We start from the raw sequence: 23,906 nt of genomic DNA, 5'->3' as shown, positions 1-23,906 counted from the left end.
ACTCGCTGATCGTTGTTATCAGCGTACTTTGCCATGAATTTGTGCAATGCAACAGCATTTCCGATTGGAGCGTTCGGCCGTCCAAACGCTCAGTCTTCTCCGGGCAGGGGCTTGTCGCGCGTCAGGATCTTCGCAGCGATCGACTCCGCGGCGAGCTTTCCGTCCTTGATCGAGATCGTCGTTTCGGCCGCCGGCGTGCTCACGCTGCGGGTTTTCAGATCGAGGCTGCCTGCCGGGCCGAGCTGGATGATGCGGATATCGGCCATCGACAGCGGCGTTCCTGTGGCGAGATTCGACGCAGGCTGCCGCGGCAGCACGATCCACGCGCTGCCGGCGGAACCTTCGGCGAGTCGACCGAGGCCGTCAGCGCCGATCAGCAACGTGGTCTTCTCGTCGACACCTATGCCGAAGACGCTGCTCGCCGCGCGCGCGGAAGACGGGGAATTCAACCGCGCGAGGAAGGCGATCAAGCGCCCGAGGCGATGGCGCTGCGAGAAGTGCGTATCGGTGATGACGTCCTCGAGATGGCGGTAGTGAAGGAAATCGTCTTCGAGCGTCACGCCCTGGTCGAACGGATTGGCGAGCGCGACCTTCGACTCCATGCTGCCGCCGTCCAGGGCGCCATAGCTGTAGTGGCCGAGGATGGCGAGTCCCGCGCTCGATCCGCCGATCGGCCGGTTCGCGGCGACGTGTGCATTGAGCGCCGCCTGCACCGGCGTGCCCTTCCAGTAGCGGATGTAGTTGGATTGGTCGCCGCCGGCGAGGAAGATACCGTCCGCGTTCTTCAACGCGGCGACGACGCGCGGATCGCTCGCTGCCTGCCGGTTGTGGAAGGTGATGGTCTCGGCTGCTGTGACCGGCCCCCATTCCTTCATGAACGACTCGCCATAGCTGCCGTCGGTCGGATCGTAGCTGTCGTCGCTGACCGCGCGCAGGATCACGATGTGGCCACCGCCCGCACGCGTGGCGATGAAGCGAAACGCCGAATCGAGCTTGCCGCCGCCACCCATCAGGGCGAGGCCGAACTCGGTGTGCGCCGCGCGCGGCTTCGCCGGGTCGCCACTGACGAAATAGTCGAAGTTCTTGTCGCGATAGTTTTGCGCCTTGGCGACGGCGCCGTCGGCGGCGTGACCAGGCGAAGCACAAGCAATGGGCAATAAGAAGGCAGCAAGGGCTTTCAAATGCATGCGGACGATATCCTCGTTGGCGAATGACAACCGTGACGGTCGGGACGCCAAATTTTGAAATGCACTGCCCCCCGCATTTCAATTCGATCGCGGATAATCGTCTTGAGCATCACAAGCAGGACGAATCCGAGTTGAATCCGGCAAATTTCCAGCACGAATCCGAGCACGGCCGCGAGGGCAGCGGCGAGGCACATGCCGCACAGGTCGCCAGCCTGTTCCGCGAGCACAACCGTGCGCTGATCGCGTTCCTGTCGAGCCGACTCGATTCGACAGCGGAAGCGCAGGAGATCGCGCAGGAAGCCTACGTGCGCCTGCTGCGGCTCGAGCATCCGGAACAGGTCGGCTTTCTGCGCGCTTACCTGTTCCGCATCGCCTCAAATCTCGCCGTCGACCGCCTGCGCGCACGCAGCGTGCGCGCCGACGCGGTGGAAGACGAATTGTTCGAGGAGTGGCTCGATACGCCCGTGCCGGAACGCCGCGCGCTCGCGGTCGACCAGCTGCGCCTGGTGCGCGAGGCGCTGCGCGAACTGCCGCGCAAGACCAGTGCGGCCTTCGTCATGCATGCGATCGAGGGCAAGGGGTTCGACGCGGTTGCGCGCACGATGAAACTCACCGAACGCATGGTGCGCTACCACGTGGCGCGTGCGATGGCGCATTGCCGCGCGCGCCTCGACGCGCAGGAGGATGTCTGACATGGACAAGAACACCCGGCTGACGCCGACTTCCGACTCGACATTGCAGGCCGCCGCCGACTGGTGGGTGCGCCTGCGCGATCCGCACCGCTCCGCGAGCGACGAAGAACACTGGCTCGAATGGAGCGGCCGCGATGCGCAGCGCCTCGACGCGTTCGCGCGCATCAGTGAACTCGGCACCCAGCTCGGCGCCGTGGACGCCGAGACACGCCGCGAATTGCTGCGCGAGTTTGCCCCGGCCTCGGCGCGAACGACGCGCTGGCCCGCGTATGCGATCGCCGCATCGCTGCTGCTCGCGGTCGCCGCCGGCGGCGCGCTCTGGAACCGGCATCGCGCCAATGCCGTCGAGGTCGAGAACTACGCCACCGCGGTTGCGGTCGACCGCAACGTCGCCTTGTCCGACGGCTCGCAGGTCGCGATCGGCGGCGCAACGCGGCTGACCACGCGCTACACACGCGACCGCCGCGATGTGAACCTGAGCACCGGCGAAGCCTTCTTCCAGGTCGCGCACGACACGGCGCGGCCGTTCGTCGTCGCCGCGGGCGAAGTGTCGATCCGCGCGGTCGGCACGGCGTTCAACGTGCGCCGCACCGGTGCGCGCGTCACCATCACGGTCGCCGAGGGACGCGTGCGCGTGGCGAGCAGCGAAGCCGCGGCCAGCGGCAGCGTCTCCGCAGCCGATGCGCTCGAAGCCGTGGCCGGGCAGCAGATTTCATTCGATCCGCGCGCGTCTGGCTTGACCGTGAGCTCGATCACGCCTGCGCGGGCGACGAGTTGGCGCGAGCATCGTCTCGAATTCGTCAATGAGCCGCTCGACTCGGTCGTGGCCAATATCAACCGCTACTCGACGCGACCGCTCGTGCTCGCCGACGAGAAACTCGGCACGCTCGCGTTCACCGGTACGGTCGATCCCGGCGCACTCGATGGCTGGCTCAGGGCGCTGCCGAAGATCCTGCCGCTGCGTGTCGACGCCGACGGCGAGCGCGTGGCGATCGCGGCGGCGGACAGCAAGCGGCGCTGATTGCGTCACGCGATTTCAAAATCCCGTCACTGAACCGTCATGGTCTTTGCGCGGCGCTTTTGCCGCAGGCAATGGGGATATTCATGGGTCGCCAAGGGGTTCTGCTGCACAGGGGATTTTCGTTTGTTCTCGCCATCTCGTTTCTGCTCCTCGGTGCCGGCGCGCGCGCGCAGGGGACGGCGGAGCGCAAGGAGTTCTCGATTCCACCACAGTCGCTGGCCAGCGCGCTGATCGAGTACTCCAAACAGGCCAACGTGCAGGTGCTCACTTCCGGCGCGAATCTCGAAAGCGCGAAGTCGCCAGGCGTCAGCGGCAAGCTCACCGCCGCCGTCGCGTTGAACAAACTGCTCGAAGGCACCGCGTTCGCGCCGGAATTCACCGATGCAGCCACCGTCGTGGTGAAGCCGGGCGCGGCCAAGCCCGCGGCGACGAAGGCGAATGAGCCGCAGGCGCGCAGCAATCCCGCGCCTGCGCCGCAGGAGCCGCCGAAGGAACTCGAGAAGGTCACGGTGACCGGCTCGCACATCCCGCGCGCCCAGGTCGAAGGCCCGGCGCCGATCACGATCGTCAGCGCGCGCGATATCGCCGAGCGCGGTTTCGCCACGGTCGCCGACATCATGACCTCGCTCAGCCAGAACCTGGGCGATCTCGACAACAACCAGATCACGAACGGCTTTTCCAACGGCGCGCAGGCTGTCGATCTGCGCGGCCTCGGCCCCAACCACACCCTGATCCTCGTCAACGGTCGCCGCATCGCCGACTATCCGCAGTCGTACAACGGCAGCAGCAACTTCACCGACATCACCAACATCCCCGCCTCGCTGATCGATCGCGTGGAAATTCTCTCCGGCAGCGCCTCGGCCGTGTACGGCTCGGACGCGATCTCCGGCGTGATCAATTTCATCATGAAGAAGAAGGCGGACGGCACCACGCTCGAATTCCGCCTCGGCGACACGCAGCACGGCGGCGCGGCGTCGCAGCGCTTCACGTTGACCTCCGGCTGGTCGAACGACAAGTTCGATTCGGTGTTCGGCGTCGAAATCTACAACCAGGATCCGCTTTGGGCGTATCAGCGCAGCTACCTTGCCTCGCGCACCAACGATCCGCGCTACGGCACCAGCCCGACGCGGGTCGCCGCGCCGACGTTCGTCATCATGGATGAAGACGAAAACTACATCGACCCGGGCCAGGCGACCTGCGACAAACTCTCATACCTCAACCAGGGCACCGTGCAATACCTGACCCGCCGCAGCTACGGCAAATACTGCGGCAGCCTCGAAGACGTGCGCTACGGCACGATGCAGAACGCGCGCCGCGCGGCGAATTTCTATGGCTCGGCGACGTACCACTTCAACGATCATCTCGATTTCTTCGCCGACCTGCAGTACAGCACCTCGCACCAGGAAACCTACAACACCCAGTTGAAGTGGCAGAACAGCTATCCGCTCAACGGTGATTCCTCGCCGACGCCGTTTTACAACACGGCGACCGGCCAAGTGGAACAGTGGCAGCGCCAGTACTTCACCTACGAGGAAAACGGTGGCTTGAAGCGCGCGATGATCCGCAACATCAACAACACGCTCGCGCTCAACACCGGCCTCAAGGGCACGTTCGGCGAGGCATGGAACTACGAGGCGATGTTCAGCCACGCACAGAACCAGCTCGAAGCGAAATGGCCCGCGCTCGTCTCGGCCAAGGCGCAGATGCTCTACCTCGGCCCCTCGCTTGGCGTCGATGAGGACTCCGGCTACCAGATGTACTACGCGCCGCACGAGCGCCTGTACACGCCGCTGACGCCAGCGCAGTTCGCCTCGATAACGCAGGACTCGATCGACCGCGACACCAGCCGCGCGGAGAACTATTCGTTCTCAATCAACAACACCGAGTTGTTCCAGTTGCCTGCGGGTCCGGTCGGCTTCGCCGCGGTCGCCGAGTACGGCAACCAATACTTCGGCCTCAAACCCGACCCGCTCTCGCTCGACGGCAGCTACTTCGGCCTGCACAACACGGTTGCGGTCGGCTCGCGCAGCCATGCGGGCACCGGCTTCGAATTCCGCGTGCCGGTGTTCGCGCAGCTCAACCTCAGCGCGGCAGGCCGTTACGATCGCTACGAGTACAGCCAGAACTCGTCGAGCAAGTTCACCTACGCGCTCGGCATCGAATACCGTCCGATCGACTCGCTGCTGCTGCGCGGCTCGTATTCGACCGGCTTCCGCGCACCCGACCTGTCCTACCTCTACGCCGGCCCGAGCGGATCGAGCTCGAGCGGCGCCGATTACTACCGCTGCGCGAAATACCAGCCCGACGTGGACCTGAGCGATTGCGACTGGGGCGATGTGAATTTCAACGGCCGCAGCAACGGCAGCGTCGACCTCAAGAACGAGACGAGCAAGTCGCTCACCTGGGGCTTCGTGTTCTCGCCGCTGCGCGGTCTCGACATCAGCACCGACTACTACATCGTCAAGCTGTCGAACGAGGTCATCTACCAGAGCAGCGACGCAATCCTGCGCACCGAGGCGCAATGCCGCCTCGGCCAGCTCGACATCAACTCGGGCTTGTGCCAAAACGCCATCAGCCAGGTCGTGCGCAATCCGGTCGGCGGACCCGGCGCCGAGAACATCACCTCGGTCCTCGTGCTGCCGATCAACGCCTCCACGCATCGCACTTCGGGCGTCGATTTCAAGGCGCACTATCTTTGGGAAACCGATCGCCTCGGCAGCTTCGATTTCAACCTTGGCTTGACCTATGTCGTCACCAACCGCATCCAGCAATTCCCGGGCGATCCATTCGTCAACGAGTTGTCGGACTACTACACCTACGTCATCCCGCGCAGCAAAGCGAACTATTCGGTCGCATGGAGCTACGGCGACTTCACCACGACGCTGTACGGCGCACGCCTCGGCGGCATCCCGAACTACGACGGCGACCAGCGCATGGGCCCGACCATGCTCTACAACGCCACGCTCAACTACCGCTACAGCAAGAACGTCGGCGTCGGCGTGACCGTCGACAACCTGTTCGACGCCAAGCCCGGACGCGACAATACCTGGACCTCGTATCCGTACTACGCGCGCCGCTGGTTCAGCCCGCTCGGCCGCGCGCTGTTCGTCGACCTCAGCGTGAAGTTCGGCGGCAACGACGGCTGATCACCTTGCTTTGATCTGGGTAAGCGGAACCGGCTGGTTCCGCGGGGAGTCCGACGCCAGGGATGGCACCTTTTTTCCCACGCTCGCCGCCGCGCGCGGTTTCAGGCCTTTGCGGATTCCCCCGACGATGCCCAGCATGAATCCGCGCATCGCTGTCGTGTGATTTTTCTTCCCCGCGTGCGAATCATGTGTGCAACAGGCACACTTTCGGACACGGGGCATGGCGGCGCAGGCAGCAATGGGGATCATCGACGACAGGGCGATGCAGGCGCGGTTTCGCGACCTGCTCGAGGACCATCGCAAGATCGTGTTCAAGGTCGCGAACACGTATGCGCGCACGCCCGAGGACCGCGCCGACCTCGCCCAGGAGATCGTCGCGCAGGGCTGGCGCGCATTCGCGAAATACGATCCGGCGCGCGCGTTCTCGACCTGGCTCTACCGCATCGCGCTCAACGTCGCGATCTCGTTCGTGCGCGGCGCGGTGCATCGCGACCGGCACTCGGTCGCGCTCGACGAGACGCTGCACGACGTCGCCGGCGACGCCGAACCCGAAACCGACGAACGCGTGCGTGCGCTCTATCGCTTCATCGACCAGCTCGACGCGCTCGACCGCGCCCTGCTCCTGCTCTATCTCGAAGAGCGCAGCTATCGCGAGATCGCCGACATTCTCGGCATTTCGGAAACGAACGTGGCGACCAAGATCAGCCGGCTCAAACAACGCATCCGCGCCGACATGGCCGCGGAACATTCGTGAGGAATCGCAGCATGGAACTCGACGACATGAAACTCGCATGGCAAACGCTGGACCGGCGCCTCGACCTGCAGAACGCGCTGTTCCTGCACCAGTTCAAACAGGACCGGCTCGACAAGACGCACTCGCGCCTGCGCCGCCTGTACTGGGGCAAGATCGTGCAGATCCTGTTCGGCGACGCGCTGATCTATTTCGGCATCATGGCCGCCATCCGCCACCGCGACGTACCGCATCTGCTCGCCTGCAGCCTGTTCATGCTCGCCTATGGATTGCTCACGGTGATTTTCGGCGGCCTGACCCTCGGAAAAATTGCAAGCATCGACTACGCCGCGCCCGTGGTGGAAATACAGAAGCGCGTCGGTGCCCTGCACCGGCTCTACGCGCTGGCCAGCCTGTACCTGGGACTGCCGTGGTGGTTTTTGTGGATCGCCATTTTCGTGCTGGAAATGAAAGCAAATCTGGACATCGATCTCTTCGTCACGCTGCCCGCCTTCATCTGGATCAACGTGGCCATCGGCGTGGCCGGATTCGTCGCAACCGTGTGGTATCTGCGCCGGCGCAATGCCAGTTCGGCCGGGATGGCGGACGCCAGCGACACCCCGCGCAGCCTGCGCGAGGCGAAGGGCGAACTCGACGAAATCGAGCGGTTCGAAAAGATGTAGGCGACGCCTCCATGCCGTTCAGCTGCCGCACTTGGCAGCTGCAACGGCACGAGTTATTGCCCGGCGAAGCCGGGCGATAACGCCCATTTATCTTTTCATCGCGAATAAGCGATATAATTGTCCCAGCGTCGCGTTGAGCGGCCGCCACAGGCGGCCGCTCAACGCGACGGATACCTCTCCTGCCGAGGGGCGCTGCATTTTCGCAACTACGCGGAATCAGGCTCGGCGGGCTTTCGGGTCACCTTACCGAACCGCGCCCCAATCACTGGAGATTTCGCCAATGAACGCCGTCGTAAAACCCGCTGCACAAGATTACAAAGTGGCCGATATGTCGCTCGCCGACTGGGGCCGCAAGGAAATCGACATCGCCGAGCACGAAATGCCGGGCCTGATGTCGATCCGCAAGCAGTACGCCACCGCCAAGCCGCTCAAGGGCGTGCGCGTGACCGGCTCGCTGCACATGACGATACAGACCGCCGTGCTGATCGAAACGCTCAAGGACATCGGCGCCGACGTGCGCTGGGCCTCGTGCAACATCTTCTCGACCCAGGACCAGGCCGCCGCCGCGATCGCCGCGACCGGCACGCCGGTGTTCGCGTGGAAGGGCGAGACGCTCGAAGAATACTGGGACTGCACGCTCGACGCGGTCACCTTCCCGGGCAACAAGGGCCCGCAGCTCGTCGTTGACGACGGCGGCGACGTGACCCTGCTGATCCACAAGGGCTATGAGCTCGAACAGGGCGACAAGTGGGTCGATTCGCCGTCGTCCTCGCACGAAGAACAGGTGATCAAGAACCTGTTGAAGCGCGTCGCCAAGGAGCGCCCGGGCTTCTGGACCGGCGTGGTCAAGGATTGGAAGGGCGTGTCGGAAGAAACCACGACCGGCGTGCACCGCCTCTACCAGATCGCCGAGGCCGGCAAGCTGCTCGTGCCCGCGATCAACGTCAACGACTCGGTGACCAAGTCGAAGTTCGACAACCTCTACGGCTGCCGCGAGTCGCTCGCCGACGGCCTCAAGCGCGCGATGGACGTGATGCTCGCCGGCAAGGTCGCGGTGGTCTGCGGCTACGGCGACGTCGGCAAGGGTTCGGCGCACAGCCTGCGTGCCTACGGCGCGCGCGTGGTCGTGACCGAGATTGATCCGATCAACGCGCTGCAGGCAGCGATGGAAGGCTTCGAGGTCAACACGGTCGAGTCGACGCTCGGCCAGGGCGACATCTACGTGACCACGACCGGTAACAAGGACGTGCTCACGCTCGCGCACCTCTCCGCGATGAAGGACCAGGCCATCGTCTGCAACATCGGCCACTTCGACAACGAGATCCAGGTCGACGCGCTCAAGGCGCTGGCCGGCGTCAAGCACACCAACATCAAGCCGCAGGTGGACAAGTACACGTTCGCCAACGGCAACAGCATCTTCCTGCTCGCCGAAGGCCGCCTCGTCAACCTCGGCTGCGCCACCGGCCACCCGAGCTTCGTCATGTCGAACTCGTTCTCGAACCAGACCCTCGCCCAGATCGACCTGTGGGCGAACAAGGACAAGTACGAGAAGACCGTTTATCGCCTGCCGAAGAAGCTCGACGAGGAAGTCGCGCGCCTGCACCTGGAAAAGATCGGCGTGGTGCTGACCAAGCTCACCGACGCCCAGGCCGCCTATCTCGGCGTCGATGTGAACGGGCCGTATAAGCCGGAGCACTATCGTTACTGATTGGCTTGCGAGTTATCTTGAAACGAAACGGGCGCCGCAAGGCGCCCGTTTTGTTTACATGGAACGAAAGTGGACCTACTTCGTAACTCGCTTCTTCCCCGTGATAGATTTCCGGCGTGTGTATAGTTGCTGCCGTACCGAGCCGGGCGATATACCCAAGAGTGTGGCGATTTCTGAGGGTTCGAATCCTGCCTTACTCAGAACAGACGCTTTCTCGCCCAATGGCGCATCATTCAAGGCGATGATCAGCAGCTGAGCCAAGATCTTTTCAGTGCGACTCGGTGCTTCGGACATTTCAGCCTCTACTTCTGCTTGTTTGAAAACTGCATCGGGTAGGCGGCAATCAATCTTGCGGAATCATTGCCATTGATAATGCCGTACCACAGTTCCTTGTCTTCTAAGTACGACTTGAGCGTTACAAAATCTTTCAGCTGCTCTAGTACAGAGTCTTCAATATCGGCCCAATACTGAACGATGAACACTTCGGCGGGGCACTTAACTAGTCGCTGTATCTGATCGCCATTAACGCCCATCTTGCCGGGCGTTAGCTTTCCGGTCTTCCCCGGACCTTTGAATGCGAAAGCAGCAATCTTTCGCTTGTTGCCGATCTTGAGCCGCGTGCTTGAAAGGTCACGACTCTCGCCTCCCCAGTCTTTGAAAATTCCTCGTTCGCCTAGAATCCTCGCCACACCGTTCTTGAACGTCGATTCGGCCATCTTGACGTAAGGGTGGCTTCCCTCTGACGCGACCTTCTGGAAATTGTCTATGTCATCCACTGTAATGTGGCGCGCTGCATGCTTCTTCCGAGGAATACGGACGTCGATTTTTATGCGCTCCGCTTTTGCGGATTTCGTTACCGGATTTCGTTTTGTTGGGAACGCTGACAGCTTCGCTTTCGAGGCAGCGAGATCCAGAATCTGCTTCTTGCGTCGATGGTAAAAATCGATCTTCTGATACGCCTTGTATCCGTTCACCTTGGCGGAAATGGCAATGTGATTGTCAGTTAGATCTTTGCCCTCCAGAAGCACCCGCTTTTCCGTCAATCCGGTCTTCTTCGCAATCTCCTTTGCGGACTTAATCTTCTGCTTTCCATCGTAGATAGCAGCAAATACACTGCGACGACCCTCGCCGCGGCCCACAACCTTGGCGGCGTGAGCAACGTTCTCTTCTGCATTTGAGGAGAGATCGACGACTGACTGCGGGCTTGTCACTTACGCGTCCTTGCGCTGCCCTTTGCCTGTGGGAACAGCCGGCTGATAGAACTCTGATTCACGCTTAGTGCCGCGGCGACTTGGGCCTGCGATGCTCCGTTTCTTAGGAGAGCAAAGATAAGCAGCTTGCGGATATCTTCGGTAGCGTCAGCCAGTCTCTTAAGGTCGTCAGTGTTCGATGGCATTTGGGCTATTCCTCGCTGACCTTGTAGCCTTTCCGCGGTATACCTTTGAGCATTGCGTTTACGGTGTTAGTCGAGATGCCGAGTCGGGCGCGTATCTCGGCTTGCGACAAGCCACTTTGCCATAACTCCAACACAAGCAGATATCGGATGAGTTCGGCTTGGTTGTTTGAGTCGATGATAGCGGACTTACTCATGACGTGCGACTCTCCCGCGGCACACCCTTCAATAGCGAATTGACCCACAGCATCTGTCGACCGACAGTCCTTGCAATCTGGCTTTGCGTCGCGCCCATGGAGTACATCTGAAACACTAGTAGTTTCTCAAGCAACTCCACGGCACGTTCGCCGTCTTCTTTTTTGGACTTTGCCATGAGCCTCCTCGGATCTATGGTCTAGGGCCTCTCCTAACGGAAAGACATAGCGCAAAACTCAAACTGGCAAACTGGGGTCAGAGTACACTTTTTCTCGAAAACGAATACAGCACCGCCAGCGCCCGTCTTCTTTGTCTGGGTCAAAGCACTACCTGCCCACGCCACGACAACGCCTGTCGGCCACGGCAACGTTGCAACGTCTTTGATCAAATTCCCTTCGTACGTCCCACGCACGTCCCCTTGTTCCCTGCCACAAACATAGCGCGGCGATGATTCCAGGTCAAAAGCGGTGCGTCATTTGTTGGCGGAATTGGGAAACTTGGGTCGAAAACTGGGGTCAGGGTATACTTTTACCCCCGGCTTCACGAATACGATTCTTCGACGAGACTTCCGCTTGCAGACGTGGCGGGAGCGAACAGTCTATTTCGACTTGTACGGCCCAAACCGTTTCGCGAGCTTGCGGTGCTTGTCCGCGTCATCGAGGACATAAACCTCATATCGATCGCCGCCCGGCGCGACGCGGATGACGATGTGACCGCCATAGCTTTTGTAGATGCTGTCCATGATCGGCCCGATCACAATGCGGCTCTCCGGGCTCATTCCGGTCGAGAAGACGTCCCTGGGTCCGGGATAGAGTCCCTTGGACGCCATGCGGGTGACGACCTCTTCACCCGGTTGCGGCGAGAGCCAGTTCTCCTGGACGATGATCCGCGGCTGCAGGTTGCGCAGGATGTTCTCGTTCGTCGAATCCCGGTTGCCGTGATGATCGAGCAGCATGACGTCGACTCCTCCGACGACCGCGGACACCGGCGTCTCGATATCGCGCCACCAAGGCTGGGTGTAATTGGGAACGCCCGGGATGTCGCCGCCCGAGTAATACTTGAACTTGCCGTAGGCGAACGTCAGCACATTGCTCAACGGGTTCTCGTCGAAATGGCAATCGGTGATCGCACCCTTGGGAATGTAGTACTGCGTCTCCTCGCCGGCGCCGGTCCAGATGATTCCATTGGACGCAATATTGCGGACATGAAAGCTCGGGAATGCGTCGGCTTGGCCGAGCTTGATCTGATCGAGCGCTCCCGGCTTCAGCCCGACCACGGCTTGACCGTGTTTCAACCGGTATTCGGCGAACCCGAGATAGTTCGAGAGGGACAAGCCATCGGAGCCTTGCGAGCATTGATGAAGATCGACCGGAGTGTCGTAGGACGGCGCGGCGCGATCGATGAGGGTATCGATGGGCAGCAGATCGGCAAGCTCGGTGATCCCGGACACGCGATAGGCGCCGGTCCGCGACATGGGCTTGTCCTGCGTGATCGTGCCGATGTGATCGGTGTGGAAATGCGTGATCAGCGCATAGTCGAGCTTCACCGGCCGGCCCGCGGGCGCGAACTGGCGGATGTAGTCGGCAATCCAATAGGCCGCCGAATGCGCGCCGTCGGGGCGAGGAGGAAACGCTTTCAACGGCCGCACGGATTCAACGAACTTCGGATCCGCCTCGCCCGCATCGATCAGCAGCGTGGTTCCGTCGGGGAAGACGAAGTAGGTCGCATTGCCCCGCCCCGTGCTGATGTGATGAATGTAGAAATAGCCGTTCGACCATGCCGGAAGAAGCTCAGCATCGCCCGATGCGGCAGAGACAGGCACCGGCACACAGATGACAGTCATGGCCGTCCACGCGGCGCACCTGCGCACGATGGACCTTCGACGCACAGGCTCCGTAAGCCGGTAAAGCACGCTGCGCAAGACGGCAATAGGCTTCTTCATGTATGCATCCTTGGATAGTGCGAGTTGCAGCCGCAGTCGGATCTTAAGCCGCAGAGCTTGTCTGGCGCACTACATCCGGATACCTTCCCACGACGAAAGATCATCCGAGCCGCCTGTCGAAGATGGCTCAAGCACAGCCACGAACCATCGAGCAGCGGAGACGGCATGATCAGAACCCGGATAGCAACGTGCGGCCAGGTTTTCTTTCTCGTGGCCTGCGGATTCACGTTCAGCGCCGCGGCCCAAGAACCGCCCCCATCGGCAGCCAGCCTGCCCGCGCGCTACATAAAATCGCTCGAACTTCATCAAGCAACGCGATACGCCGAGGCCGCCGCGATGCTCGAGCCGTTCTATGCCGCCGGCCCGAACGGCATGGATTGGCATTGGAACGCCGCGATGTACCAGCTCGCCTCCGACGAAGCGCTGGCGGGTCGCAAGGAAAAAGCGATGAACGTGCTCATGGCCGCGCAAGCCCGGGGCGGCAGCGTTCCCGCGGATCAGCTCGCGTCCGACAAGAATCTGGCATCGCTGCATGACGACCCGCGATTCACCCGGCTTGTCGAGGAAGCGCGCAGTCGCGAACGCCTGTGGGCACACTCGCCTGGGCAGAGCTTGCCCTTCGCACCCAATCTGAGCGACGACGCCAAGATTGCGGGCCTGTCCACGGTATGGTCGGAGGCTCGCTTCAATTTCGCCTTCTTCGACCGGCAGCCGGATCTGGATTGGAATCAGACCTATCTGGACTTCCTGCCCAAGGTGAGAGCCACGACTTCCACCGAAGACTACTATCGTGTGCTGATGCGATTCGTGGCACTGCTCAAGGACGGCCACACGAATGTCTATCCGCCCGCGCCGCTGCGCGACGTCTTCTATGGCGGGCCCGGGCTGCGCACGCAACTCGTGGAAAATACCGTCGTGGTAATGGAGGTCAACGATCCCGCATTGCTCGCGCAACGGTGGCGCGTGGGCGATGTGCTGCTCAAGATCGATGGAGAGGACATCCACAGCTATGCAGAGCGCGAGATCGCGCCCTACCAGAGTTCTTCGACACCGCAGGATCTTCAGGTACGCACCTTCGACTATGCGTTGCTCACTGGGCGCGCCGGCAGCCAGGTCCGGGTGACCGTGAAGAATGCCGAAGGCAAGAAAGAAGAACGCGCCTTGACGCGGCTGACGCTGGAGGATCAATCGAAACTGAAAAAATTCGGCGCCTCTTTCAAGATGCGCACGGATCGAATTGGTGTCCTCACGATCGATGAGTTCGACGACACGGAGGGAACGAAAGCGCTTCTCGCCAACCTGGCGCTCGTCAACTCCTCCAAGGGGCTGATCATCGATGTTCGTGCCAACGGCGGCGGCAGCACGCCCGTGGATCTGCTGCAGGTGCTGACGCGAGATCCGATTCGCGGTCCGATGATGCGCACGCGAAGCTACGTTGCTGCTGACCGGGCGCGCGGCGCGTTGCCGGGATGGACGGACATTGCTCCATTCGAGGTAGCTGCCGATCCCGCGCAGCATGTCGACGTACCGATTGCGGTTTTGACCAGCGCGCGCACCTTTTCGGCGGCGGAAGATTTCGTTGCGGCATTCGATGCCATGCACCGGGGCATCACCGTCGGCGAGGCAACGGCGGGAAGCACCGGCCAGCCGATATTCTTCCAACTGCCCGGCGGCGGCAGCGCGCGTGTCTGCACGAGAAATGACCGTGCCTTCGATGGCACCGTGTTCGAGGGCGTGGGTCTGCGCCCGACCATCCTTGCTTCACCGACCCTCGAGAGCATCCGGCGTAAAAAGGATATCGCCTTGGAGCGCGCAGCTGCGGCACTGTTGGCTGCAAAGTGAACGGCGCTGGTCCGGCGAAACACATTGCGCTACCCGATCCATTCCTCGGGAATTTCGCAACCCATATGGCAAATGAACGGTGCTCTGTATAGTTCCCGCGACGTTCATCGATTGCGCACTACGGTGAAAATCGCAGTCACTGCTGGCCGCGCCAATCGCGCATTTTGAATCCCCCATGCCAATTGCAGGACTGTCGTCGAGGCTGGCGACATACGATTTTCCATCCCCGGCGAATTCCCGTTTGCTGCCGTGCTTGTTGCGACGGCGAACCCTACGAGGAGAACGCCATGAGCATTCATCGAAACGTTCTGAAGATTTCCGCACTGGCGATAGCACTCGGCGCTGGTCTGCCCGCGTTGGCGCAGCCGCCGCCGGTCGATCAAACAACCACGGTCGAACGCAGAACCGATGACGGTGTGGTCACGACCACGACGACCAAGCATCGGTATATGTACTACGCCGATCACGACATCTATTTCGCGCCGGACACGCGAACCTACTATTGGCTGTCCAACGGCAGCTGGCGCTCAGGCAGAGTGTTGCCGCCCGAAGATGAGGCGTATATCCGCAGTGGCGGTGTGACGGTCGAGCTGGACACGGAGCGCCCGTACGAGCGTCATGATTGGGTCGTTCGCCACTTCAAGCATCACCACGATGACGACGACCGGTAGTCGCCTCTGAAGTGAGTCTTACGTCACCCGGAAACGGGTCAAAGAAGGAAACGAAACGGGCGCCGAGAGGCGCCCGTTTTGTATGCACGGAATGGAAGCGTTTCGGCCCCGGTTCCGAAATTCGCACCGCCCGCGCCGCTATTTCATCGCACCGCTGCGAGGCGTATCGTCCACGCATAAGCGCCAGACAAAGTTTTCCGCGCGGCATCCGGAATTTCGACGACGGTTACGCCTTCGTCTCCGCGCCGCCAGTGCAACGCTTCCGGGTAGCCGAGCAATTGGAGTTTGGCTCCATTCCTCGGGGCGGGTCCTTTCAGCGTCAATTGTTGTGGCAACTTGTCTTCATCCGCATCGGCGAGATAAATCGCGTACGCCGAACCATCGCGTAGTCGTGTGTAACGCCAATGGCCGTCGGCGTATGGCGCCAACGGCCGCGATGCATAGATGGCTGCGGAATTCACGTGCATCCATGCGCCGATTTCGCGCATGCGAGTGAGCGCTTCTTCGGGCAGGTCTCCGTTCGCGTCGGGACCGACATTGAGCAGAAAATTGCCACCCTTGGAGACCACATCGACGAGCTTGTGCACGAGTTCGCGTGAGGACTTGTATTTGTCGTTGGGCTTGTACGACCAGGAATCGCCCATCGTCATGCAGGTTTCCCACGGATAGGGCAGCGGCGCTTCCGGAATCTTCTGCTCCGGAGTGCGGTAGTTCTCGTATCTTCCGCCCACGGCGCGATCGACCACGATCAGCCCGGGCTGATTCTTGCGCGCCAACGCGGCGATACCGGCCATGTCGACATCCTGGGGCCACGGCACTTCGCCCGACCCCGGCACGGCGTGCGGGTGTTCCTGCGGGTTGACCCATCCGCCGTCGAGCCAAAGCACATCGATCGACCCCAAGGTCGAGGTGATCTCGCCGATCTGCCGGTGTACGAAGGCGACGAACTTCTGCCAACGGTCCGGATGCGTGCGCGTGTCGTAGTTGACGTTGCGATCCGGCGTCGCCCATTCCGGTGCCCAGTAATCGGGATTGTGCCAATCAGGCTTGGAGAAATAAGCGCCGATGCCGAATCCCTGCTTGCGGAACGCAGCGAACACTTCCTTGGCAATGTTCGCGCGCGGATTGTTGTGGAATGGCACGTCCGGCGCGGTGATGCGGTAGTCGGTTTCCTTCGTGTCGTACATCGTGAAGCCGTCGTGATGCTTGGTGGTGAACACGACGTATTTCATGCCAGCGTCCTTCGCGGCGCGCGCCCAGGCGTCGGGGTCGAATCGCAGCGGATTGAACGTCGTCGGCAATGCCTCGTATTTCTTCTTGTAGTCGACATACGAAATGCCCGCGGGGCGAGTGCACCACGGCACGTCTTCCGAACAGATCGACCAGGACTCGACCACGCCCCACTGACTGTAAGGTCCCCAGTGGACGAGGAAACCGAATTTCCAGTCCTGCCAGTCGGCGAGCTTCTTCACGACCAGCGGATCGGTCTCGCTGACATAGTTTCCGGATTCCTGGGCGACGCCATGCGCTGCGGCAAGCGCGCAGAAAGCAAGAAGCAGGTGGGCAAAATTTTCATATATGAATGACAATTTCATAATGAAAATTCTACTCGATGAAACAACACTCCGTCGAGCTGGTGATCTGGAAGGCGCAGCGTCAACCGCGCAGCGCCGCTTCGATCCTCGCGATATCGATCTTGGTCATCTCCATCATCGCATCGAACGCGCGCTTGGCCGCGGCGCGATCGGGACCGGCCTGATCGCCGGTGGCTACCTGGAATAAGAACGCAACGTGGATCCACCGAGTCCGAGACAGGGATGCTTATGACCGTGAACTCGACCGCCGGGACATCGCCCTACAAACCGATCAAATTGCGCCAGCGGCGAAAACCGCTGGCGCAAATGCCACGCACTCCTCTTCGACCATCTCTATTTGAAAAGCGCGATCAACCGCGAACTATATTTCGGCATCGTGCCCGTTGTTTTCATCGCGGTGGTCCTGGTTGTCTTTTTTGACCGGCTGTTTCGGTTCGGGCTTGGGTTTGCTCTCGGTCCTGGGCCGCTCCGGATTCGCCGACTTCGGCTGCGTCTGCTGCGGATGATTCGCGGGCTCCGTAGTTGGCTTGGCAGGACCCGCACGTTCGCGTTCGGGGCGAGGCGGCGGCGCCAGGTTGTTGTTCTGTGGCTGCGGGGATCTTGTTTCGTGCGGCCGCTCCCGATCGGTGGGTCGGGTTTCGGCTCGCGGAGCCACGTTCGGATTTGCTTGCAGCGCCGGGGCGCGATGTTGAGAATTTTCGGGCTGCGTCGTCTGTTGCGTCTGCCGTTGTGGGGCGACCTGCATCGGCCGTGTCGTCTGCTGCATCGCTCGCTGCGGTGGAGCATGCGCTTCGCCCTGCGGCCGCGTCGGCATGCGCGGGCGAATCTGGCGCGAGGCCCAGCGCTCGCGTTCGCCAAACCACGGGCGACTGCTGTAGTGCGCACCCCAGTACGTGTTCAGTGAAAACACGACAACGGGCAATCCGATACGCGGACCGTAGTCGGTGATGTATACCCAGCGGCCACCATAGCTCTGTTCGATGTAAGTGCCCGGCACCCAACCGCGAAGGTCGCCGACGTCCACATCGCACCACGTCCAGCCTTCGAGACAACCTTCGATGTTCACCGGCGTACCGGCGGCGAGCTGATCGACGGGCGGATATTCGTCATCCGGTCCGGACTGCAAGGTGATGTCGGCGACGATGAAACCTTCCGCAGCGTAGGCCTGTGCGGATGCCGCCAAGGCTGTGGCCGCGAAGAATGCAGTCAACGTTTTCATAACGTTCTCCTTTTTGCGGAAGACGTTATTGGTTTACGCCGCCTCGACTGAAAGCAAGGTGACCTCGGGCGGCCAAAATGAATTTAAGCGAACTCATAGAAACGCAACAAAGTGCATTTCCCTGTCATTACCGACCTGCCAGTGAACGCGGAGAGCGCGTTTCAATATGGTTTCGCGCAACAGAGACAAAATTGAAATAGCGCGAGCGCCGGAACGTGCGAAATCCGCGTCGAAGCGAAACAGGGAAAAGTGCAAGACCCACTAACATGCTCGCAGCCATTTCGGCGAACAGCCGCCCTGCCCTGAAACCCTCCTGCGAGCCTCATGCAATCAATTGCGAAGCCTATGAATTTGTACAAATCGTGCGCGCTCGTCGCGGCAATGCTGTCCTGCATGCACGTCCGCGCCGTGCAAACGAGTGCTCCGAGCACCGCGGAAGTATTCGCGCCTGGCGTGATTTCAGGCCCTGCCAACGAGGATTGCGCGACCTTTTCCCCGGATGGCGACACCGTATTTTTCGATCGCGGCGGATCGGGCATCGTGATTCTGGTTTCGCACAAGCAGAACGGAAAATGGTCGACGCCGCAGATCGCTCCGTTTTCAGGGCGTTGGGGCGATCACGATCCCTCCATGGCACCGGACGGCTCATTTCTGATCTTCACGTCGAATCGACCGGCGACGGAAGGCGGCGCCCCCGATGGAAAATCCGCACCGAGCGTCAGCGGCAACCTCTGGCGCGTGGATCGCAAGGGCAACGGCTGGAGCACGCCGGTGCGCTTGCCCGATGTCGTCAACAACAACCCCCGCATCTATTCGCCCAGCGTCGTCCGCGACGGCAGCGTGTATTTTCAGAAAGCCGACGAAACCAGCGGCGAGTTTCATCTCTGGCGATCGCAATACCAGGCCGGCGAATATCTCGCCCCCACGCGCGTCGCGTTGGGTGACGGCGGCACGCATGAGCTCGATCCTGCCGTCGCTCCGGACGAATCCTTCATCGTGTTCGATTCCAACCTCGCGGCGAAGAGCAGCCCCGACCGGCTATTCATCGCATTTCGACAGGCCGACCATTGGGGCCCGCCGATCGATCTGAGCGATGTCGTCGGCAGCAAGAACAATCCTTGGGGCGCACATCTGGGTCCCGACGGACGCAGCCTGTATTTCACCTCGGACCGGCGCAGCAAAGTGAGCTGGCCGCGCACGCCGCAGCAGATGCAAGACGACCTGGTGCGCTGGCAAACCTGGGACAACGGGGCCGACAACATCTGGTATGTGTCGCTGGCGTCGGTGCTCGACGCCCATCATGCGCAGTGATCCTAGGCTGCGAACAAAACCTCCGCAACCAAATCGAAATTCTTATGATCGGTCGTTTCGAAATTGCACAGCAACGCCAGCTTCTTGCACTGCTGCTGGTTTTGTCAGCGTCGCACGCGCCGGCGGCGCAGGTGATTTCTCCGGCTCCGGAAATTTTTGCACCCGGCGTCATATCGACGGCGGCGCACGAAGCCGCGCCCGCTTTCACGCGCGACGGCAACACCGTGTACTTTCAGCGCAGCAGCGCGGTGCAGTCGACGATATTGGTTTCGCATCGCGCGAGTGAAGGCTGGTCGCAACCCGAAATTGCGCCTTTCTCCGGGCAGTGGAACGACATGGAACCCACCATGGCACCGGACGGCAAATCCCTCATCTTCATCTCCGATCGCCCCGTGCAGAGCGGCGGAAAGGCGATCAAATCGTACTTTCAAGGCAACGAGCACATCGGCGGAAATCTGTGGAGAATTCGACGCACCGATTCCGGCTGGAACCCACCGGAGCATTTATCGGCCGTCGTGAATTTCAATACAACGATCTTTGCGCCCAGCGTGGTCGCCGACGGCAGCCTCTATTTCATGTCCTGGAATACACAGACGAATCATTTCCAACTCTATCGTTCGCAATATCGCGACGGCGTGTTCTCCGCACCGGTGCCTCCGTCGTTCAGCGACGGCCAGTACTCCGACGTCGATCCCGCCGTCGCCCCGGACGAATCCTTCATGGTGTTTGGCTCCGGACGCGTTCCTAAACGAAGCATGGACCTGTTTATCGTCTTCAAACAAAACGGCGCCTGGGGCGAACCCATTTGGATGGGCGACACGGTCAACAGCCCCGGCTCCGATGCCGAACCTCGATTGAGCCCCGATTTGAAAACGCTGTATTTCAGCAGCGAACGCACTCTGCCTATCGCCTTTCCCCGCAGCCCGGAGCAGGCCAAAGCCGATCTCGCCCGGCTGCAAAGCTGGGACAACGGCAACTACAACATTTGGACGGTACCGCTCAAACCGTGGATCGACGCGCATTCCGGATCGCAGTCGCTCAACGCTCGCGCCCCAAAGTATTGAGACTTCATGTTGCCAAAGAAACGGGCGCCGCGAGGCGCCCTTTCTTTTGGCTAAATCGAAAGTGACTCTGACCTCAGTTTTGTTGAACCCAGTTTTGTTGCAAACGCTTGATTTGCAAAATGCCATGCAAGCTGCCGCCGGCCGCATACTCGCGCGTTGAATCCGGCGCAAAAAACGGTACTCTCACGCCGATGCCTCCCGTCGAAACCTTCGAGCTCCTGCTTATTCTTCTCGCCGTCGTCGTCGCCCTGCATTGGGCGGCGCGGCGCATTGGCCTGCCGCCTGCGACCGCCTTGCTCGTCGGCGGCGGCGCGCTGGCCTTCGTGCCGAGTCTGCCGCCGCTGGCGCTCGATCCCGAGTTGACACTGGTGTTGTTCCTGCCGCCGCTGCTGATGGACGGCGCGTATTTCACCGCGTTCGGCCGTTTTCGGCGGCATCTGCCGGGTATCCTCTCGCTTGCGATCGGCGCCGTCGTGTTCACTACGTTCGCGGTGGGCGTGGTCACGCATTGGCTCGTGCCGAATCTGCCGTGGGCTGCGTGTTTCGCACTCGGCGCGATCGTCTCGCCACCCGATGCGGTGTCGGCGCGCGCGGTGCTCGAAGGCGTGAAGCTGCCGCGCCGGCTGTCGGCGCTGGTCGAAGGCGAAAGCCTGCTCAACGATGCGACCGGCCTCGTGCTGTTCCGCTTCGCCGTCGCGGCGACGATGAGCGGCTTGTTCGATGCCGGCGCGGCCGTGTCGAATTTTCTATTCCTTGCCCTTGGCGGAATCGCGGTCGGCCTCGCCGTTTCCGCGACCTGGATCTTCGTGGTCAAACGCCTCGGCGAGCAGACGCTGATCATCATGGCCAACACGCTCATGTGCTGGGCTGCGTACATCGCCGGCGAGTCCGTGCATGTTTCCGGCGTGATCGCCACGGTCGTCGCCGGGCTCGTGCTCGGCTGGTATCAGCATGTGATCCTGCCGGCACGCGTGCGGCTGCGCGGCAGCTCGTTCTGGCGCACGATGGTGTTCGTGCTCGAAGCGCTGGTCTTCATCCTGATCGGCTTCTCGTTGCGCGGCGTGCTCGATCGCGTCGGCGGGATCGGCGCGGTCACGACGACGATGACCATTCCGATCTTCGGTGTCGTGCTCGCAATCGTGGTCGCGCGCTTCATCTGGGTGTTCGGCGTCGACGGCCTGCTCACCCTGCTGCGCGGCGTGGGGCTGAAACGCGCGCGGCCGCTCGGCATGCGCCAGGCAACCGTGTTGAGCTGGGCCGGCATGCGCGGCGTCGTCACGCTCGCGGTCGCGCTCACGCTGCCAGAGGCTATGCCGGGTCGCGACCTGATGCTCGTAACTGCGTTCGCCGTGATCTTCGCCACCGTGGTGATCCAGGGCACGAGCCTGGGTTGGCTGATCCGGCGCGTACGACCCGTCGACGCCGACCCGCCGGCGAAAATGAGCCTGCCTGCTTCGGAAGCCGCGATCGCCCGCGCCCGCGCTGCAGCAGTGGAGGCGAATGCCTACGCAGCGGACGGAACGCTGATCCATCCGCAGTTGCTTGCGGAGTACCGCAGGCGCCTGGAAATCACCGAGCGCTACGCAGCGGACGCGGACAAGTTCATGTCGGGCATCCAGACGCATTTCGACGTGGTGCTGATCAGCATTGCCGCCGGTCGCGCCGAACTGATCCGCATCCATCGCGCCGGATTGATCGAAGACGAAGTCCTGCACGAACTCGAGCGCGATCTCGACGTGGAAGAGATGGGCGTCATCCTGCAGCGCGGGGAATGAGACCGCGTTGCGGTGCGGATCAGGACCGGTCTACGTCGGCTACTCCGATCGGACGGAGTTTCAATTCAGCGACGAGCGAGATGCTCCTTGAATCCGCCCCATGTCCCGTACAGGTGCGCAACCCTCGCACCTGAGCCCTCGCCTACGCGTATTGATACGTCTTCGATACCGTCGGCGTGGACAAACGTATGCAAAACTCTGACTGGCGTCCCGGCGGGAACAGATATGCAGTTTTCGCTGCAGCCGAATCCTATGCAAGTTCCTGGCGTGGAGCCGCTCCACATGCCCGGCCCCAAACTGCAGGACGTCAGTTGCGCATCGTCTTTCAGCACGAAATCGCCCCGAAAGCCGTCAGGCGCGGGTGCGATGTAACCAAATATGCAGCCGGTGAGCGACAAACAGGCCGCGACAGTCGATAGGGCGAGCATGCGCATCGATGGGTACCTTCTCGGAAAAATGAGCTCTTCTGAGATCGGACGTAATTTGATCGGCAAATGTGTCGGTGCGGATGAGCGCGCGGCGACAATTCTCGAGTATCGATGCCTCGGCGCACCCTTCAATCGAGCCGTGCCCGCACGCTCACTCGTGCCTGGGCACGATCATGATCTTGCCTTGGCGCTCACCCGCTGCCGCAGCGGCCACGGCCTGCTTGATTTGCATCAGGTCATAGGTGGCCTGGATCGGAGCCTTCAACTTGCCCGCAGCGATAAGGCCGGCGAGTTCGGCGAGCAGCGCATGCTGTTGCGCCGCAGGCGTGATGCGGAACCAACGCGCGAGCCAGAAACCCTTGAGCGTGATGTCGCGGAATACGAGTTCGCGCGGCGACACCTTGCACGCATCCCCGCTCAACGCGCCGTAGTTCACGACGATGCTGCCCTCGCCGAGGCACGCCGCGAGGCGCAGCGTGGCGCTGCCGCCGACCGAGTCGACGCCGAGTTTGATCGACGCGCCGTGCGTTACGGCCTTGACGCGAGCGGCGAGATCCTCGCCATCGACAAGCACGACATCGGCGCCCAGCGTCTCGACGCCGGCCACGGCAGACTCACGCCGCACGATGTTCACCGTCTTCAGGCCGCGCTGCCTGGCGAGCTGCACGAGATAGCTGCCGACGCCGGAGTTTGCGGCGTTCTGCACTACCCAGTCGCCGGGTTTGAGATCGACGAAATTGCCGAGCAGGAGCGACGCCGTCGGCGGATTCACCGTGAGCATCGCGAGCTGCTGCGGATCGGCGCCATTCGGCAATGGAACGAGTTTCGCGACCGGCGCGAGGACGTGGCTGGCCCAGGTACCGATGCCGGCCGGCAGCAATACGGTCTGGCCCACGGCAGGACCTTGCGTATCCGGGCCCAGTTCCACGACGCGACCCACGCCTTCGTTGCCGCCGACGGCCGGTAGCGGTGGCAGGATGCCGTACTCGCCGGTCAGTGTCAGCACATCGCTCGGATTGATCGGCGCGGCGAGCACCGCGACCAGCGCCTGGCCTGGCGCAAGCACGGGGCGCTCGAATGGCACGGCCTCGATGACGGATTGCGGATCGGGATCGCGCCGGGTGTATTGCGCTTTGAGCCAGGTAGTCATGTGAGCTCCCGGGAGTGTCGCGACAGTGTCGGTGCCGGCATGGATCGCCGGCGAGAACGCGCAAGTTCGCAGGAATTCTAGACCGTTCGACGATGCCGTGCCGCTACTTCGGCAACAATCCCGTTCGTGTGCTTGTCGTGTGCAGCCTGCAAGC

Annotated in this window: 19 protein-coding genes and 1 riboswitch; of the genes, 12 read left to right on the top strand and 7 right to left on the bottom strand. The window is 61.8% G+C overall.

The genetic code is table 11. The features are described from left to right. Positions 1-89: 89 nt before the first annotated feature. On the bottom strand, positions 90-1,187 hold the full coding sequence (locus F455_RS20230) for a cyanophycinase (RefSeq protein WP_157578541.1): 1,098 nt from the start codon (positions 1,185-1,187) through the stop codon (positions 90-92). A 59-nt stretch (positions 1,188-1,246) separates the two neighbouring features. Here F455_RS20230 and F455_RS20225 point away from each other — a divergent pair, with 59 nt between their 5' ends. The 6 genes from F455_RS20225 (at position 1,247) to ahcY (ending at position 9,167) form a co-directional block, all read left to right on the top strand. After that, the gene (locus F455_RS20225) at positions 1,247-1,879 is read left to right on the top strand and encodes an RNA polymerase sigma factor (RefSeq protein ID WP_018972836.1); all 633 of its coding nucleotides are present in this window, start codon (positions 1,247-1,249) and stop codon (positions 1,877-1,879) included. Position 1,880: 1 nt separating this feature from the next. After that, positions 1,881-2,900, top strand: coding sequence for a FecR family protein (locus tag F455_RS0108365; protein ID WP_051084172.1), 1,020 nt, complete (start codon positions 1,881-1,883; stop codon positions 2,898-2,900). An 83-nt stretch (positions 2,901-2,983) separates the two neighbouring features. Beyond that, positions 2,984-6,046: a TonB-dependent receptor gene (locus F455_RS0108360; protein ID WP_018972834.1), complete on the top strand. Its 3,063-nt coding sequence runs from the start codon at positions 2,984-2,986 to the stop codon at positions 6,044-6,046. A 238-nt stretch (positions 6,047-6,284) separates the two neighbouring features. Next, a complete protein-coding gene (locus F455_RS0108350; protein WP_026293195.1) occupies positions 6,285-6,800 on the top strand; it encodes an RNA polymerase sigma factor in 516 nt (171 codons plus the stop codon). A gap of 11 nt (positions 6,801-6,811) precedes the next feature. After that, positions 6,812-7,459 (top strand): hypothetical protein, encoded by a 648-nt coding sequence (locus F455_RS21955; RefSeq protein ID WP_018972831.1) that lies wholly within the window; start codon positions 6,812-6,814, stop codon positions 7,457-7,459. A gap of 178 nt (positions 7,460-7,637) precedes the next feature. Next, a riboswitch (S-adenosyl-L-homocysteine riboswitch) is annotated at positions 7,638-7,725 on the top strand. Between the two features lie 14 nt (positions 7,726-7,739). After that, positions 7,740-9,167, top strand: coding sequence for an adenosylhomocysteinase (gene ahcY, locus F455_RS0108340; protein ID WP_018972830.1), 1,428 nt, complete (start codon positions 7,740-7,742; stop codon positions 9,165-9,167). A 302-nt stretch (positions 9,168-9,469) separates the two neighbouring features. Here the strand turns inward: ahcY and F455_RS0108335 are convergent, their stop codons facing one another. The 3 genes from F455_RS0108335 to F455_RS0108320 all read right to left on the bottom strand — a co-directional run bounded on the left by F455_RS0108335 (position 9,470) and on the right by F455_RS0108320 (position 12,598). After that, the gene (locus F455_RS0108335; protein ID WP_157578539.1) at positions 9,470-10,378 is read right to left on the bottom strand and encodes a hypothetical protein; all 909 of its coding nucleotides are present in this window, start codon (positions 10,376-10,378) and stop codon (positions 9,470-9,472) included. A 375-nt stretch (positions 10,379-10,753) separates the two neighbouring features. Next, positions 10,754-10,933, bottom strand: a complete 180-nt coding sequence (locus F455_RS0108325) for a hypothetical protein (protein ID WP_018972827.1) — start codon at positions 10,931-10,933, stop codon at positions 10,754-10,756. Positions 10,934-11,353: 420 nt separating this feature from the next. Next, positions 11,354-12,598: a ComEC/Rec2 family competence protein gene (locus F455_RS0108320; RefSeq protein WP_018972826.1), complete on the bottom strand. Its 1,245-nt coding sequence runs from the start codon at positions 12,596-12,598 to the stop codon at positions 11,354-11,356. Between the two features lie 264 nt (positions 12,599-12,862). On the opposite strand from F455_RS0108320, the gene F455_RS20210 reads away from it, so the two are divergent. After that, entirely contained in the window at positions 12,863-14,539 is a 1,677-nt protein-coding gene (locus F455_RS20210; protein WP_083918840.1) for a S41 family peptidase, read from the top strand. Positions 14,540-14,826: 287 nt separating this feature from the next. After that, positions 14,827-15,210 carry a hypothetical protein gene (locus tag F455_RS0108310; protein ID WP_018972824.1) on the top strand — a complete coding sequence of 128 codons (384 nt, stop codon included), beginning with the start codon at positions 14,827-14,829 and terminating at the stop codon, positions 15,208-15,210. A 143-nt stretch (positions 15,211-15,353) separates the two neighbouring features. Here F455_RS0108310 and F455_RS0108305 read toward each other — a convergent pair whose 3' ends face one another. Beyond that, on the bottom strand, positions 15,354-16,805 hold the full coding sequence (locus tag F455_RS0108305; protein WP_018972823.1) for an alpha-L-fucosidase: 1,452 nt from the start codon (positions 16,803-16,805) through the stop codon (positions 15,354-15,356). Here F455_RS0108305 and F455_RS23550 point away from each other — a divergent pair. Next, positions 16,789-16,992: a hypothetical protein gene (locus F455_RS23550; RefSeq protein ID WP_281167379.1), complete on the top strand. Its 204-nt coding sequence runs from the start codon at positions 16,789-16,791 to the stop codon at positions 16,990-16,992. The genes F455_RS0108305 and F455_RS23550 overlap by 17 nt on opposite strands. A 174-nt stretch (positions 16,993-17,166) precedes the next feature. On the opposite strand, the gene F455_RS21950 is transcribed toward F455_RS23550, so the two are convergent. Beyond that, positions 17,167-18,024 carry an SH3 domain-containing protein gene (locus tag F455_RS21950; protein WP_018972821.1) on the bottom strand — a complete coding sequence of 286 codons (858 nt, stop codon included), beginning with the start codon at positions 18,022-18,024 and terminating at the stop codon, positions 17,167-17,169. A gap of 345 nt (positions 18,025-18,369) precedes the next feature. On the opposite strand from F455_RS21950, the gene F455_RS0108290 reads away from it, so the two are divergent. The 3 genes from F455_RS0108290 (at position 18,370) to F455_RS0108280 (ending at position 22,174) form a co-directional block, all read left to right on the top strand. After that, entirely contained in the window at positions 18,370-19,335 is a 966-nt protein-coding gene (locus F455_RS0108290; RefSeq protein ID WP_018972820.1) for a TolB-like translocation protein, read from the top strand. Between the two features lie 44 nt (positions 19,336-19,379). Beyond that, positions 19,380-20,399, top strand: a complete 1,020-nt coding sequence (locus F455_RS20195) for a TolB family protein (protein ID WP_018972819.1) — start codon at positions 19,380-19,382, stop codon at positions 20,397-20,399. Positions 20,400-20,590: 191 nt separating this feature from the next. Next, positions 20,591-22,174, top strand: coding sequence for a Na+/H+ antiporter (locus tag F455_RS0108280; RefSeq protein ID WP_026293194.1), 1,584 nt, complete (start codon positions 20,591-20,593; stop codon positions 22,172-22,174). Positions 22,175-22,753: 579 nt separating this feature from the next. On the opposite strand, the gene F455_RS0108275 is transcribed toward F455_RS0108280, so the two are convergent. Continuing rightward, a complete protein-coding gene (locus tag F455_RS0108275) occupies positions 22,754-23,752 on the bottom strand; it encodes a zinc-dependent alcohol dehydrogenase family protein (RefSeq protein WP_018972817.1) in 999 nt (332 codons plus the stop codon). Between the last annotated feature and the right edge of the window lie 154 nt (positions 23,753-23,906).

It is taken from the genome of Rudaea cellulosilytica DSM 22992 (assembly GCF_000378125.1).
GTDB classification, from domain to species: domain Bacteria; phylum Pseudomonadota; class Gammaproteobacteria; order Xanthomonadales; family Rhodanobacteraceae; genus Rudaea; species Rudaea cellulosilytica.
Note: the sequence above shows the minus strand (reverse complement) of the source record. Positions and strands in the feature narration are given on the sequence as shown.